The 13,151-nt window shown below is 70.9% G+C and carries 11 protein-coding genes; 1 reads left to right on the plus strand and 10 read right to left on the minus strand.

Going from position 1 to position 13,151, the window contains the following annotated elements; translation table 11 throughout:
- Positions 1-243 precede the first annotated feature (243 nt).
- The 7 genes from ABD207_RS14215 to ABD207_RS14245 all read right to left on the minus strand — a co-directional run bounded on the left by ABD207_RS14215 (position 244) and on the right by ABD207_RS14245 (position 7,870).
- Positions 244-1,233: a zinc-dependent alcohol dehydrogenase family protein gene (locus tag ABD207_RS14215; protein WP_344013006.1), complete on the minus strand. Its 990-nt coding sequence runs from the start codon at positions 1,231-1,233 to the stop codon at positions 244-246.
- Positions 1,230-2,108 (minus strand): carbohydrate ABC transporter permease, encoded by an 879-nt coding sequence (locus tag ABD207_RS14220; protein WP_344013008.1) that lies wholly within the window; start codon positions 2,106-2,108, stop codon positions 1,230-1,232. The genes ABD207_RS14215 and ABD207_RS14220 overlap by 4 nt, the downstream gene beginning before the upstream one ends.
- Positions 2,108-3,052 (minus strand): carbohydrate ABC transporter permease, encoded by a 945-nt coding sequence (locus tag ABD207_RS14225; protein ID WP_344013011.1) that lies wholly within the window; start codon positions 3,050-3,052, stop codon positions 2,108-2,110. The genes ABD207_RS14220 and ABD207_RS14225 overlap by 1 nt, the downstream gene beginning before the upstream one ends.
- Positions 3,049-4,419, minus strand: a complete 1,371-nt coding sequence (locus ABD207_RS14230) for an ABC transporter substrate-binding protein (protein ID WP_344013013.1) — start codon at positions 4,417-4,419, stop codon at positions 3,049-3,051. The genes ABD207_RS14225 and ABD207_RS14230 overlap by 4 nt, the downstream gene beginning before the upstream one ends.
- 109 nt (positions 4,420-4,528) lie before the next feature.
- A complete protein-coding gene (locus tag ABD207_RS14235) occupies positions 4,529-5,296 on the minus strand; it encodes a DeoR/GlpR family DNA-binding transcription regulator (RefSeq protein ID WP_344013015.1) in 768 nt (255 codons plus the stop codon).
- 471 nt (positions 5,297-5,767) lie between these two features.
- Entirely contained in the window at positions 5,768-6,571 is an 804-nt protein-coding gene (locus tag ABD207_RS14240) for an NAD-dependent epimerase/dehydratase family protein (RefSeq protein WP_344013016.1), read from the minus strand.
- A 60-nt stretch (positions 6,572-6,631) separates the two neighbouring features.
- Complete coding sequence (locus tag ABD207_RS14245) at positions 6,632-7,870, minus strand: MFS transporter (RefSeq protein WP_344013017.1); 1,239 nt, start codon at positions 7,868-7,870, stop codon at positions 6,632-6,634.
- Positions 7,871-8,186: 316 nt separating this feature from the next.
- Between ABD207_RS14245 and ABD207_RS14250 the strand changes: the two genes are divergently transcribed.
- On the plus strand, positions 8,187-9,677 hold the full coding sequence (locus tag ABD207_RS14250) for an NCS2 family permease (protein WP_344013019.1): 1,491 nt from the start codon (positions 8,187-8,189) through the stop codon (positions 9,675-9,677).
- Between the two features lie 190 nt (positions 9,678-9,867).
- Here ABD207_RS14250 and ABD207_RS14255 read toward each other — a convergent pair whose 3' ends face one another.
- The 3 genes from ABD207_RS14255 to ABD207_RS14265 form a co-directional block, all read right to left on the minus strand.
- On the minus strand, positions 9,868-11,325 hold the full coding sequence (locus tag ABD207_RS14255; protein WP_344013021.1) for a peptidoglycan D,D-transpeptidase FtsI family protein: 1,458 nt from the start codon (positions 11,323-11,325) through the stop codon (positions 9,868-9,870).
- A 567-nt stretch (positions 11,326-11,892) separates the two neighbouring features.
- Positions 11,893-12,366, minus strand: a complete 474-nt coding sequence (locus ABD207_RS14260; RefSeq protein ID WP_344013022.1) for a GNAT family N-acetyltransferase — start codon at positions 12,364-12,366, stop codon at positions 11,893-11,895.
- A 3-nt stretch (positions 12,367-12,369) separates the two neighbouring features.
- Positions 12,370-13,143: an IclR family transcriptional regulator gene (locus ABD207_RS14265; protein WP_344013024.1), complete on the minus strand. Its 774-nt coding sequence runs from the start codon at positions 13,141-13,143 to the stop codon at positions 12,370-12,372.
- Positions 13,144-13,151 lie beyond the last annotated feature (8 nt).

Consider the following 13,151-nt stretch of genomic DNA (forward strand, 5'->3'; position numbering starts at 1 on the left):
CACCACCCGACTCGGTTGGCTCAGTAGTGGCCGTTGGGCGGCTCGGTCGGCTCGGAGCCGCGGTGAGTCGGGCTCGGTTGGCTCGCAGATGACCGAGGGGGCGCTCGGTCCTGGGCCGGTGGTGAGCCGACACGGTCGCTCGGACGTGTGCGGGCAAAAGGCGAGCCCGGGCCGGATGGTTGGGTGGGGAGCGGCCCGGGCTCGGTGGGGAGGGAGGGATGGACAGGGGGCGGTGCGGTGGGGTCAGGGGATGACGACGATCTTGCGGCCTACGCCGGAGGCGAACTGGTCGAGGGCCTTGGGGTACTGGGTGAGGGGGAGGCGGTCGCTGATGAAGATGTCGGGGTCGAGGACGCCGGTGGCGAAGAGTTCCGCCGCTCGTTCGAAGCTGTGCAGCACCGCCATGGAGCCGGTGATGGTGATCTCCTGGTTGTAGATGCGGTACGGGTCGATGGTGACCCGGGTCGCGTAGTCGGCCACGCCGAACTGGAGGAAGGTGCCGGCCTTGGCCACGCGGTCCAGGCCGTCCTGGATCGCCGCCGCGTTGCCCGTCGCGTCGATGACCAGGTCCCAGCCCTGGGGGCGGTCCAGTTCGTCGGCGCTGGCGGCGGAGGAGGACACGCCCAGCTGGACGGCGGTGCGGAGGCGGTCGGGGTTGATGTCCACCATGTCCACGCTCGCCGCGCCGGTGCGCTTGGCGAGTTCCAGCATCATCAGGCCCATCGTCCCGGAGCCGTAGATCAGCACATGGGCGCCGATGCGGGACTGCAGGACGTCGTAGCCGCGGACCGCGCAGGACAGGGGTTCGATCAGGGCCGCGTCCTGGGTGCGGATGTGTTCGGGGAGTCTGACGCAGTTCGCCACGGGGGCCACCGCGTACTGGGCCGCGCCGCCCGAGGTCGTCACGCCGATCGCCGCCCAGCGCTCGCACATGTTGTTGTGGCCGGTGCGGCAGTAGCGGCACTCGTAGCAGTAGAGGGAGGGGTCCACCGCCACCTGGTCGCCCACCGAGACCTCGGTGACCTGGGAGCCGACGCCCACCACCTCGCCCGCGAACTCGTGGCCCGGCACGATCGGCAGCTTGGGGGCGAACTCGCCCTGGAGTATGTGCAGATCGGTGCCGCACAGGCCGCACGCGGCGACCTCGACGACGACTTCCCGCGGTCCCGGCGTCGGGTCCGGGACCTCGGTGACGACAGCCTTGCCCACGGACTCGATGACGGCGGCCTTCATTTGACGGCTCCCAACGACAGGCCCTGGACGAGTTTGTCCTGGGCGGCGAACCCCGCGGCGAGCACCGGCAGGGAGATGACGAACGATGCGGCGCACACCTTGGCCAGGAACAGGCCCTGGCTGGTGATGAAGCTGGTGAGGAAGACGGGGGCGGTCTCGGCGACCACGCCGGTCAGCACCCGGGCGAACAGCAGCTCGTTCCAGCTGAAGATGAAGCAGATCAGGGCGGTGGCCGCGATGCCGGGCAGGGCGATCGGGGCGACCACCCGGGTCAGCACGGTCGGCAGCCGGGCGCCGTCGATCTGCGCGGCCTCGATGATCGCGACCGGGACCTCGGACAGGAACGACTGCATCATCCAGACCGCGATCGGCAGATTCATGGCCGTGTAGAGGATGACCAGGGCCCAGATGTTGTCCAGCAGGCCGGTGTTCTTGGCGAACAGGTAGATCGGCAGCAGTCCGGCCACCAGCGGCAGCATCTTGGTGGAGAGGAAGAAGAACAGAACGTCCGTCCACTTCTTCACCGGCCGGATGGACAGCGCGTACGCGGCCGGCAGCGCCAGCGCCAGCGTGAGCAGCGTGGACACGACCGAGGCGGTCATGGAGTTGATCAGGGCGGGCCAGGGGCTGGCGCCTCCGGCGAGCCCGAAGAACTCGCGGTAGCCGTCCAGGGTCAGCGCGGCGGTCACGGACGGCGGGTTGGTCGCCGCGTCGGCCTCGGAGTGGAAGGACGTCAGCACCATCCAGAGGATGGGCAGCACGAACACGAGCCCGGCCAGCCAGGCGACGATGCCCAGGGCGGCCCCCCGGAACCGGCCGCGGGGGCCGGTCCGCCGGGGCGTCGGGGCCGGTCGCGCGGCAGTGACGGTGGCCATCAGCGGGACACCTCCTCACGGAACAGCGACGACACCACGCGCAGCGCGAAGGTCGCCAGGATGATCGAGCCGATCACGACGATGACGCCGGCCGCGGAGGCGAGGCCGTTCTCGTGTGCCTGGTAGAAGGTCTGGTAGATCGTGTACGGCAGGTTGGCGGTGCCCAGGCCGCCGGAGGTGATGGTGAACACGGCGTCGAAGTTCTGCACGATGTAGATCGAGCCAAGGAGCACGCCCAGTTCGAGGTAGCGGCGCAGGTGCGGCAGCGTGATGTGGACGAACACCTGCCAGTCGCTCGCGCCGTCCATCCGGGCCGCCTCCACCAGCTGCGGGTCGCGGCTCTGCAGTCCGGCCAGCAGGATCAGCATCATGAACGGGGTCCACTGCCAGATCAGCGCGGCCTCCACCGCCATCAGCGGCATCTCGGAGATCCAGTCCGGCTGCGCGGCGCCCTCCCCGCCGATGGCGTTGAGGATGCCGTTGAAGAGCCCGTACTCGGGGTTGAACAGCACGTGCTTCCACAGCAGCGCGGCGGCGATCGGCACCAGCAGGAACGGTGCGATGAGCATGGTGCGCACGGCGGCCCGGCCGCGGAAGCGGCGGTCGAGCAGCAGCGCCAGCAGCAGTCCCAGCAGCAGGCTGACCAGCACCACGGTGACGGTCAGCAGGATCGTCGTCCACACCGACTTGCGCAGATCGGGGTCGCTGAGCACCTCGCCGTAGTTGGCGAGTCCGGCGAATCGGCGGTCCTCGGGGTAGAGCGCGTTCCAGTCGAAGAACGAGATCACCAGGGTGGCCACGAAGGGCAGCTGCGTGACCACGATCATGAAGATCAGGGCAGGCAGCAGCGGAGCCCGGGTGGCCCAGGCGCGGATCCGGTCGGGGCGGCGGGCCGCCGGCCGTCCGGGGACGGCGGCGACCCGGGCCTCAGTGGTGAGGGTCATGATGCCTCGTACTTCTCGGCGACGGCCTCGGCGAGCTTCTGAGACTTCTTCAGGGCGCTGTCCACCGACTGCCGTCCGGCGATGGCGGAGCTGATCTCCTGGGAGACCTTGGTGCCCAGGTCGGTGAACTCGGGGATGCCGACGAACTGGATGCCGGGCGCGGGCCGGGGCTGCACGCCCGGGTCCTCGGGCTTGGCGGCGGCGATGGCGTCACGGGTGACGTCCGCGAACGCGGCGGCCTCCTTGCGGTACTCCGGGATGTCGTAGGTCGAGGTCCGCTTGCCGGCCGGGACGTTGGACCAGCCGGCCTTCTCGCCGACGAGCTTCTCGTACTCCTTGCCGGAGGCCCAGGAGATGAACTTCCAGGCGTTCTCCGGGTTCTTGGACGCCTTCTGGATGCCCCACGCCCAGGTGTAGAGCCAGCCGGAGCTGTCGGTCTTCTCCACCGGGGCCGGCACGTAGCCGATCTTGCCCTTGACCGGGGAGCCCTTGGCCTCCAGGGAGCCGGCGCCGGCGGTGGCGTCGTACCACATGGCCGTCTTGCCCTGGGTCATGTTGTTCAGGCACTCGGCGTAGCCGGACTGGGCGGCGCCGGCCTCACCGTGCTCGCGGACCAGGTCGACGTAGAACTGCGTGGCCTCCTTGAACTCCTTGGAGTCGAGCCGGGCCTTCCAGTCCTTGTCGAACCAGGTGCCGCCGAAGGTGTTGACCACGGTGGTCAGCGGCGCCATCACCTCGCCCCAGCCGGGCAGACCGCGCAGGCAGATGCCCTTCATGCCGGGCTCGGCCCCGTCCACCTTCGCGGCCAGCTCGGCCACCTGCTTCCAGGTGGGCCTGGCCGGCATCTTCAGGCCCTCCTTCTCCAGGACGTCCTTGCGGTACATCAGGAAGGAGGACTCGCCGTAGAAGGGCTCGCCGTAGAGCTTGCCGTCCTCGGCGGTGAGCGCCTTGGTCATGGGCGGGAGGATGTCGTCCTGGTCGAAGGCGGTGTCCTTCTCGACGTACTCGTCCAGGGAGTGCAGCCACCCGTTCTTGGCGTAGATCGGGATCTCGTAGTTGCTGAGGGTGGCCACGTCGTACTGCCCGGCCTGGTTGGCGAAGTCCTGGCTGATCTTGTCCCGGACGTCGTTCTCCGGCAGCACCGTGAAGTTGACCTTGATGCCGGTTTCCTTGGTGAAGCTGGCGGCGGTCAGCTTCTGCAGATCCACCATCTGCGGGTTGTTCACCATCAGGACGTTGATGGAGTCGCCGCCGCCGGAGGAGCCGGACCCGCCTGCGCCCGAGCAGGCGGCGAGCGGAGTGATCAGCGTCCCTATCGCCGCCACGGCGATCAGGGTGCGTGGCGAGCGTCGGCTCTGGGTTCGCATGGGATGCTCCAGGGAGTTTCAGTGCAAATCTGACGTATGGGGACGTGCGGGACCGCAGAGGGTCACAGGGCGGTGGTTCTCGAGGGGTGCTCCCGGCTTGGCGGGACCGTCAGACGCGGATCATCTGGGGCCCCAGCAGGGAGTAGCGGTGGGCCTCGGCGGCCGGCAGGAGGGTGCTGGTGACGATCGCCTCGAGCGTGCCGATCTCGGCGAACTTGCAGAAGCTGACCGCCCCGAACTTGGTATGGACGCCCGCGAAGACGACCCGCCGTGCGGAGCGGATGGCCTGTGCCTTGACCTCGCTGACCGCCGGGTCGGGCGTGGTCAGACCGTGCTCGCGGGAGATGCCGTTTGCGCCGATGTAGGCCAGGTCGATGACGAATCCGGCGAGCATCTTGGTGGTCCAGTGGTCGACCGTGGCGAGCGTCCCGGAGCGGACCCGGCCGCCGAGCAGCAGGACGGAGATCGTGCCTGTCTCCGCCAGTGCTCCCGCGACCGGCAGGGACGCGGTGACCACGGTCAGCGGGCGGTCCCTGGGCAGCGCCTCGGCGATGAGCTGCGGGGTGAAGCCCTCGTCGACGAAGACGGTCTCGGCGTCGCCGAGCAGGTCGGCCGCGGCGGCGGCGATACGGCGCTTCTCGGGGACATGGCTGGTGGAGCGGAACGCGAGCGTCGTCTCGAAGCCGGCGCTCTCCACCGGGTAGGCACCGCCGTGGGTGCGGCGGATCAGCCCGTGGTCCTCCAGGGCGCGCAGATCACGGCGGACGGTCTCCTTCGCCACACCGAGGTCGGCGGCCAGCGCGGTGACGTCCACGGCGCCGGTGGCGCGGGCCAGGCGGACGATCTCGCGCTGGCGTTCCTCCGCGGTCCTGGTCATGTCGTCACCCGCCTCTCCGTCGCGCTGCCCGTTCGGGCCCTGGATTTCCTTGTGGGAATTTGTACAGCGGGTGCTCCCGGGTGACCAGGTCTGTTGCCCGTACGGTCCTGCCCGATTGTGCCCGTTCGGCCCGGCTGCTGCCCGACTCGGACACGAGGCGCGAGCGCCGTGCCCGATGCGTGGCCGTGGCAGCTTTTTCGCTGGTCGGGCGGGGCACGGCGCCGGCGCCGGGATGGTTTCGCGCCGGGGCGGTGCGGGGGGATCCCGGTCAGGTGCCGTGACCGAATGCGCCGTGAGCGGGCCCGTTCCGTGCCCGCCCGCTCGGTCGAGGGGATGCGCTTTCGGTCAGAGCGATCAATGCGCTCAGTAGGTCCGGTGCGGTTGGGGCGCTCGGGGGGTGGGGGCGGGTCCGGTGCGCTCGGTGCGCTCCGTGCGGCCGTGTGCTCCGTGCGGCCGGTGCGGTCGGTGTGCTCAGTGCGGCCAGACCGGCGGGTCGGTCACGAAGTGGCCGCCCAGGCGGGCGCCGGCCGGGTCGGCCGGGTCCGGCTCGCCCTCCTCGGCGAGGAGCTTCGCGGCGTACGGCTCGGAGTCGTCCTGCGGGTCGTAGCCCAGCGCCCGCGCGGGGGTCAGGTCCCACCACAGGCGGGTGTTGGCGGAGGAGCCGTACACCACGGTGTGGCCGACGTGCTCGGCGGTCAGGGCGGCGTGGAAGAGGCGGGCCGCGTCGGCGGGGCTCAGCCACAGCGACAGCATGCGCACGTCGGCCGGCTCCGGGCAGCAGGAGCCGATGCGCACGGAGACGGTCTCCAGGCCGTGCTTGTCCCAGTAGAGCTGGGCGAGGTCCTCGCCGAAGCACTTGGACAGGCCGTAGAAGGTGTCGGGGCGGTGCGGGGTGCCGGCCGGGATCAGCGGGCCGCCGTCCCGGGGGCGGGGGGTGAAGCCCACGGCGTGGTTGGAGGAGGCGAACACGATGCGCCCTACGCCTTCCTCGCGGGCCGCCTCGTAGAGGTGGTAGGTGCCGCGGATGTTCGCCTCGAGGATCTGCTCGAAGGACGCCTCCACGGGGATGCCGGCGAGATGGACGACCGCGTCCACCCCGCGGACCGCCTCGCGCACGGCGTCCCGGTCGGCGAGGCCGGCGACGATCGCCTCCGGAGCGCCGTCGACCGGGCGCAGATCGAACAGGCGCAGGTCGTATCCGTAGCGGGGCAGGAGCTCCCGCATCATCGTGCCGATCTGGCCGGCGGCGCCGGTGAGCAGAACGGTGCGGGGCATCCTCGGTCTCCTTGCGTCGCGTCGCCTGCGGGGCCGGACGGCCCCCTCCTCCTGCGTCCTCTACCCACGGTCCGCGACCGCTGACCGGCTCGCCTCCGGCGGGTTCTTCCCGGTCCGTCCGCCGCCAAGGAGCGCCGCGGTCACCGTCAGGGCCACTCCGGTGGCCACCAGCAGCAGCCGGTGGTCGGTCAGCTCGACCAGCGCGGCGCCCGCCGCCAGGCCCGCCACGTTGGGCGTGAACACCACGGTGTTGGCCGTCGCGGTCACCCTGCCCAGCAGCGCGTCCGGAGTCTCGCGCTGGACCGACGTCAGGGTGGCGATCAGCACCGTGGGCAGCCCGGCGCCGATCGCCGCGCTGCAGACCAGCGCCAGCGGATCGTCCGGCACCGCGCGCAGCGCCACCGCGACGGCCAGCAGGGCTATGCCGTACGCCGCGAACCGGCGGGCGCCGAGGTGCAGCAGGGCGGGGCCCGAGCACAGGCCGGCCGCCACCGAACCGGCGCCCTGCACCGCGTAGAGCACGCCCGCGTACTCGGGGGAGTGGCCGAGGTCCTCGACGACCGCGTAGACCAGCGCGCCGCTCAGGCCCGCGCACAGCATGGTCACGCCGCCCGCCAGGGCCAGCGCACGCAGCAGGGGGTGCGCCCGCAGATGGCGGATGCCCTCGGCGGTCTGCCCGCGTCTGCCCCCGGCCGGTGACGCCGGGCGCTCCTCGCGCACCCGCAGACCGGCGTACACCGCGGTGGCCACGACGAAGGTCAGCGCGTCCAGCAGGGCGACGCTCGCCCCGCCGTACGCCGCGTAGACGCCCGCGCCGGCCAGCGGGGCCAGCAGTTTCATGCCCTCGGTGGCGGTCATGCGCATCCCGTTGAAGTCACCGAGCAGCGAGTGGTCCACGGCGGACGCCACCAGCGCCGACTCGGCCGCGTCATGCACCACGCCCGCCGCCCCGTACACGAACAGCACGGCGAACAGCAGCCACAGGTCCCCCGGTGCGTCCACCGTGAACAGGGTGAGCAGCAGGACGGTCAGCAGCAGGTTCGTGCCCATCAGCAGCGGCTTGCGGCGCATCCGGTCGGCGAGGGTGCCCAGCAGCGGGCCGGCCAGGATGGGGGCCCACATCGCGAGCATGCACAGGGCGGCGAGTCCGTCCGAGCCGGTGAGGTCCTTCACCCACACCCCGGACGCCAGCCAGAGCGCGGAGGTGCCGAAGCCGGAGATCACGACTCCGGCGAGGTAGAGACCGGCGTTGCGGTCGCGCAGCACCCGCACCACGGTCCAGGTCGTCATCGTCGTCATGCCTGGTCATCGTGCGGCTAAGGACCGGCCGAGCGGATCGGGAAGGTGCCTTGGAGGCGGTGGTGCGGAACGACGGGTTCCGGTGCCGGGATCGGTGTTCCTCCCAGGCCTCGCGGGACGTTCCTCCCGGCTCCTCGGCACAGACCTCCCGGGCTCTTCGGGGCGTTCCTCCCGGGCTCCCCGGGGCGTTCTTCCCGGGCTCCCCGGTACGACTGCGATTCCGTAACCCGAGCAACACCTGAACTCGATGCGGCACGGGCACAATCCAGCCAGCGTTGTCCGTACACGATCACTCAGGATCGAGGAGCAGCCCGCCATGTCCGATGCCCCGCCCGACGCCACCCCCGGTGCCCCGTCACCCGCCACGCCCGCCGCCTCGCCCGGCCCGGACAAGCGGCCGGACGGCGGCAACGCCCTCGACCGGTTCTTCCGGATAACCGCCCGGGGATCCACCCTCGCCCGGGAGATACGCGGCGGTCTCGCCACGTTCTTCACCATGGCCTACATCCTGGTGCTCAACCCCCTCATCCTCGGCAGCGCCAAGGACAAGTTCGGCGAGCAGCTCGATCCCGTCCAGCTCACCACCGCCACCGCCCTGGTGGCCGCGGTGATGACGGTCATCATGGGCGTCGCCGGCAATCTGCCCCTCGCCCTGGCCGCCGGACTCGGCCTGAACGCCGTCGTCGCCTTCCAGGTGGCCCCGCTGATGAGCTGGGACGACGCGATGGGCCTGATCGTCCTGGAGGGCCTGCTGATCTGCGTGCTGGTGGTGACCGGGCTGCGCGAGGCCGTCATGCACGCCATCCCGCGCCCCCTCAAGCAGGCGATCAGCGTCGGCATCGGCCTGTTCATCACCCTCATCGGCTTCGTCGACGCCGGCTTCGTCACCCGCATCCCGGACGCCGCGAACACCACCGTCCCGGTGCAGCTCGGCGGCAGCGGCACCCTCACCGGCTGGCCCATGCTGGTCTTCTGCCTCGGCGTGCTGCTCACCATCGCGCTGCTCGCCCGCAGGGTGAAGGGCGCCATCCTGATCAGCATCGTGGTGATGACGCTGGTCGCCCTCGTCATCAACTCCCTCGCCGAGGTGCGCACCTGGGGCCTGACCACGCCCGAGTGGCCGGAGAAGGTGGTCGGCAGCCCCGACTTCGGGCTGATCGGCGACTTCAGCCTGTTCGGCGCCTTCGGTCAGGCCGGTGTGGTCACCGTGGTCCTGCTGGTGTTCACGCTGATCCTGTCCGACTTCTTCGACACCATGGGCACCGTCGTCGGCGTCAGCGCCGAGGCCGGGCTGCTGGACGAGGAGGGCAAGGTGCCCAACCTCGGCCGGGTGCTGCTGATCGACGGCGCCGCGGCCGTCGCGGGCGGCGCCTCCTCCGCCTCCTCGGCGACCTCCTACATCGAGTCCGCGGCCGGCGTCGGCGAGGGCGCCCGCACCGGCTTCGCCAACCTGGTCACCGGCGGCCTGTTCGCCCTCGCGCTGTTCCTGACGCCGCTGCTGACCATCGTCCCGCTCCAGGCCGCCGCCCCCGCCCTGGTCGCCGTCGGCTTCCTGATGATGGTCCAGGTCAAGCACATCGAGTGGGACCGCTTCGAGATCGCCGTCCCGGCCTTCCTCACCATCGCCGTCATGCCGTTCACCTACTCCATCACCAACGGCATCGGCGCCGGCTTCATCGCCTACGTCGTCATCAAGACGGTCCTCGGCCGGGCCAAGGAGGTCCACTGGCTGCTGTGGGGCACCTCGGCGCTGTTCCTGGTGTACTTCGCGATCGACCCGATCGAGCAGCTGCTCGGCGTCAAGTAGCGGCTGACTATCCGTCAAGAAGTGCGCTCGGCAGGGAAGTAGGAGACGGGCCGCCCCCGGGGGGAAGGGGGCGGCCCGTCCGTTCAGACGCCGCTTCGCGCGGCGAGGTTCACTCGCCTCCGGCAATTTCCTCGGTTTTGAGGGGACTGCCGGGGGCGATGCCCAGTTCTTCAGCGGCTCCTTCCGGTCCTCAGTCCTTCAGCGCCGCTTCCATGGCCGCCTTGGCGACCGGGGCCGCCAGGCCGTTGCCGCTGACCTCCGAGCGGGCCGCGCCGGACTGCTCCACCATCACCGCCACGGCGACCTCCTTGCCGGTCGACCCGGACTTCGCGTACGAGGTGAACCAGGCGTACGGGGTCTTGCTGTTGTTCTCGCCGTGCTGCGCGGTGCCGGTCTTGCCGCCCACGGTCGCGCCGGGGATCCGCGCGTTGGTGCCGGTGCCCTCCTCGACGACCGTCCGCATCGCCGACTGGAGCTGCTCGGCGGTGGCGGAGCTGACGATCCGCTCCGTCCGCGCCTCCTCGCCGTAGTCGCGCAGCACGTCGCCGCCGCCGTCGGTGACCCGCGACACCATGTGCGGCGAGACCAGCTCACCGCCGTTGGCGAGCGCCGCCGACACCATCGCCATCTGCAGCGGCGTGGCGGTCACGTCGAACTGGCCGATGCCGGTCAGCGCGGTCTGCGAGGGATACATGTCCGAGGGGTACACGCTCGGGTAGGCGCGCACCGGAACGTCCTGCTCCTCGTCGTTGAAGCCGAACTTCTCGGCCATCGCCCGCACCTTGTCCTCGCCGAGGTCGACGGCCATCTTGGCGAAGACGTTGTTGCAGGAGTACTGCAGACCCACCCGGATCGAGGCGTCCTCGCACGGGGCGTCGGGGTTCTCGTTGGTCAGGTTCCGGCTGGTGCCCGGCAGCGGATAGGGGTCGGGGCTGTCGGTCTTCTCGTCCACCGACTCGTACAGCCCCTCCTCCAGCGCCGCCGCCGCGACCACCAGCTTGAACGTCGAGCCCGGCGGCAGCGGCTGGCGCAGCGCCCGGTTGGTGAGCGGCTTGTCCGGGTCCCCGGTGAGCTTCTTCCACGCCTGGCCCGCGGTGTTGGCGTCGGTCAGCGACGCCGGGTCGTACGACGGGGTCGACACCGCCGCGAGGATGCGGCCGGTCTTCGGGTCGAGCGCGACCGCCCCGCCCTTCTTGTCGCCGAGTGCCTCGTACGCCGCCTTCTGCACCGCCGGGTCGATGGTGGTCACCACATTGCCCGGGTCGGCCCGCTTGCCGGTGACGGTGTCCATCACCGTCTTCAGACGGTTGTCGGTGCCGTTGAGCACGTCCTCGTAGATGCCCTCCAGCTGCGTCGGCGCATACGCCTGCGAGGCGTAGCCGGTCACCGCGGCGTACAGCGGGCCGTCGCGGTAGGTGCGCTTGTACGCGAGGTCGCCGCCCTTGGTGCGCGCCGAGCCGGTGACCGACTCACCGGCCACGATGATGTTCCCGAGCGGCGCCGCGTAGGTCTCGATCGCGTTCCGCCGGTTGTTCTTGTCGTCCGCGAGGGCCCGGCCGTCGTAGAACTGCACCCAGGTCGCCCGGAACAGCAGGGCGAGCACCAGGAGCAGCACGAAGACCGAGGCGCGCCTGATCGTCTTGTTCATGCCGTCGGGTCAGACGAGCGGCGGGGGGCGGATCGTTCCTGTCCGGCCGGGTTTCTCATCGATTGTTCATGAAGCCCGGAGCCGTTCAGCTCGTTCAGCTGCGCAGGAAGCCCGCCTCGTACGCCGCGACGACGGCCTGGGTGCGGTCCCGGGCCCGACGAGCTGTCCGGCCTGGGGGCCGAGCAGCGAGTCGCTGCGCACGGCCGGTCCCACGATCACCTGTCCGACCAGCACATACGGCATGGCGAGCGCCCCGCCCAGGACCAGATGGATCCAGCGCAGCCGCGCCCGCCGCCCGAACAGCGCCCGGAGTGCCGCGTTCACCGGGCCGGCCGCTCGCTGCTCGCGCGCAGCGCGAGAAGGCGCACGGCCAGAGCCGTCACCAGCAGGCCGGTGATCATCTGGCCGGCGCAGGTGAGATGCATGGCCGTGGTGGGCCGGTCGGCGTCGTCGGTGAGGGCAAGCCAGGGCGACCGACTGCCATGCCTCCACGCTGCCGTGCCGCCGCCCCGCGCGCGTCCTGCCGTGCGACGATCCGCATCCGCCGCACGGCGGAGAGACGCGCGCTCAGGCCTCCAGCGCGAGCACGAGTTCCTCGATCTCCGTCCCCCGCGCCGGCGCGTACGACATGACGCTGCCGGACACCTCGAAGCCGCACTTCTCCAGCACGCGCCGCGACCCCGCGTTGTCGGCGGCGACCCGGGCGAGCAGCGGGCGTTCGGGCACTTCGGCCAGCAGCGCCCGCAGCGCTGCCGTGGCGATGCCCTTGCCCCAGTGGGCGCGGTCGATCCAGTACGTCACCTCGCGCTCGCCCGCCTCCCCGTACACCGAGACGTGGCCGACCACGTCCCCGTCGAGCAGCACGGTGCGGTTGATCGTGTCGGGCGAGGCGAGGATCTTCGCCCAGTGGGCGTCGAAGGAGTCCCGGTCGGCCGGGTCCTTCGGGGTGAAGGCCGCCATGCGCAGGGCCTCGGGATCGTTCAGCAGCCGGTAGAAGACCGGCAGATCGCTGTCGTGCACCTCGCGCAGGGCGATGTTCATGGGTCACAGCCTCCGAGTGGCCAGGGTGAGCCGGTCGCGTGCGTCGAACAGGGCTTCTTTCACGGTCTGCTCGTGTGCGGGGGTGAGCCGGGCGACGGGCACCGAGCAGCTGATCGCGTCCCGCGCGGGGGTGCGGTACGGGATCGCCACGCCGAAGCAGCGCAGCCCGAGGGTGTTCTCCTCGCGGTCCACCGCGTACCCCGTCTCCCGCACCTGCTGCAGCTCCTCGATGAGTTTCTCCCGGTCGGTGATGGTGTTCTCGGTCAGCGCGGGCAGCGTCTCGGGGAGCATCCGGCGCACCTGCTCGTCGCTGTGGGTGGCGAGGATGGACTTGCCCAGCGAGGTCGAGTGGGCGGGCAGCCTGCGGCCGACGCGGGTGAACGGCCGCAGACGGTGCTGGGACTGACGGATGGCCAGATGGACGACGTTGGTGCCGTCCAGTCGGGCCAGGTGGATGGTCTCGGTGGTGTCGTCGGAGAGCCGGTCCAGCGTGGGGCGGGCGGCCGCGACCACCTCGTCGCCGTCGATGTAGGAGGTGCCCACCAGCAGCGCCCGCACGCCGATGCCGTAGCGCGTGCCGGTCGCGTCGGTCTCCACCCAGCCGAGGTCGACCAGGGTGCGCAGCAGCATGTAGAGGCTGGACTTGGGGTAGCCGGTGGCCTCCTGGACCGAGGCGAGGGAGTGCATGCCCGGGCGTCCGGCGAAGTACTCCAGCAGCTCGACGGTCCGCACGGCCGACTTGACCTGACCCCCGCCGCTCGCCTGGCCTGCCGGCATCGCCCCTG

Source organism: Streptomyces thermospinosisporus, from assembly GCF_039526425.1.
In the GTDB taxonomy this organism is placed as follows: Bacteria; Actinomycetota; Actinomycetes; order Streptomycetales; family Streptomycetaceae; genus Streptomyces; species Streptomyces thermocarboxydovorans.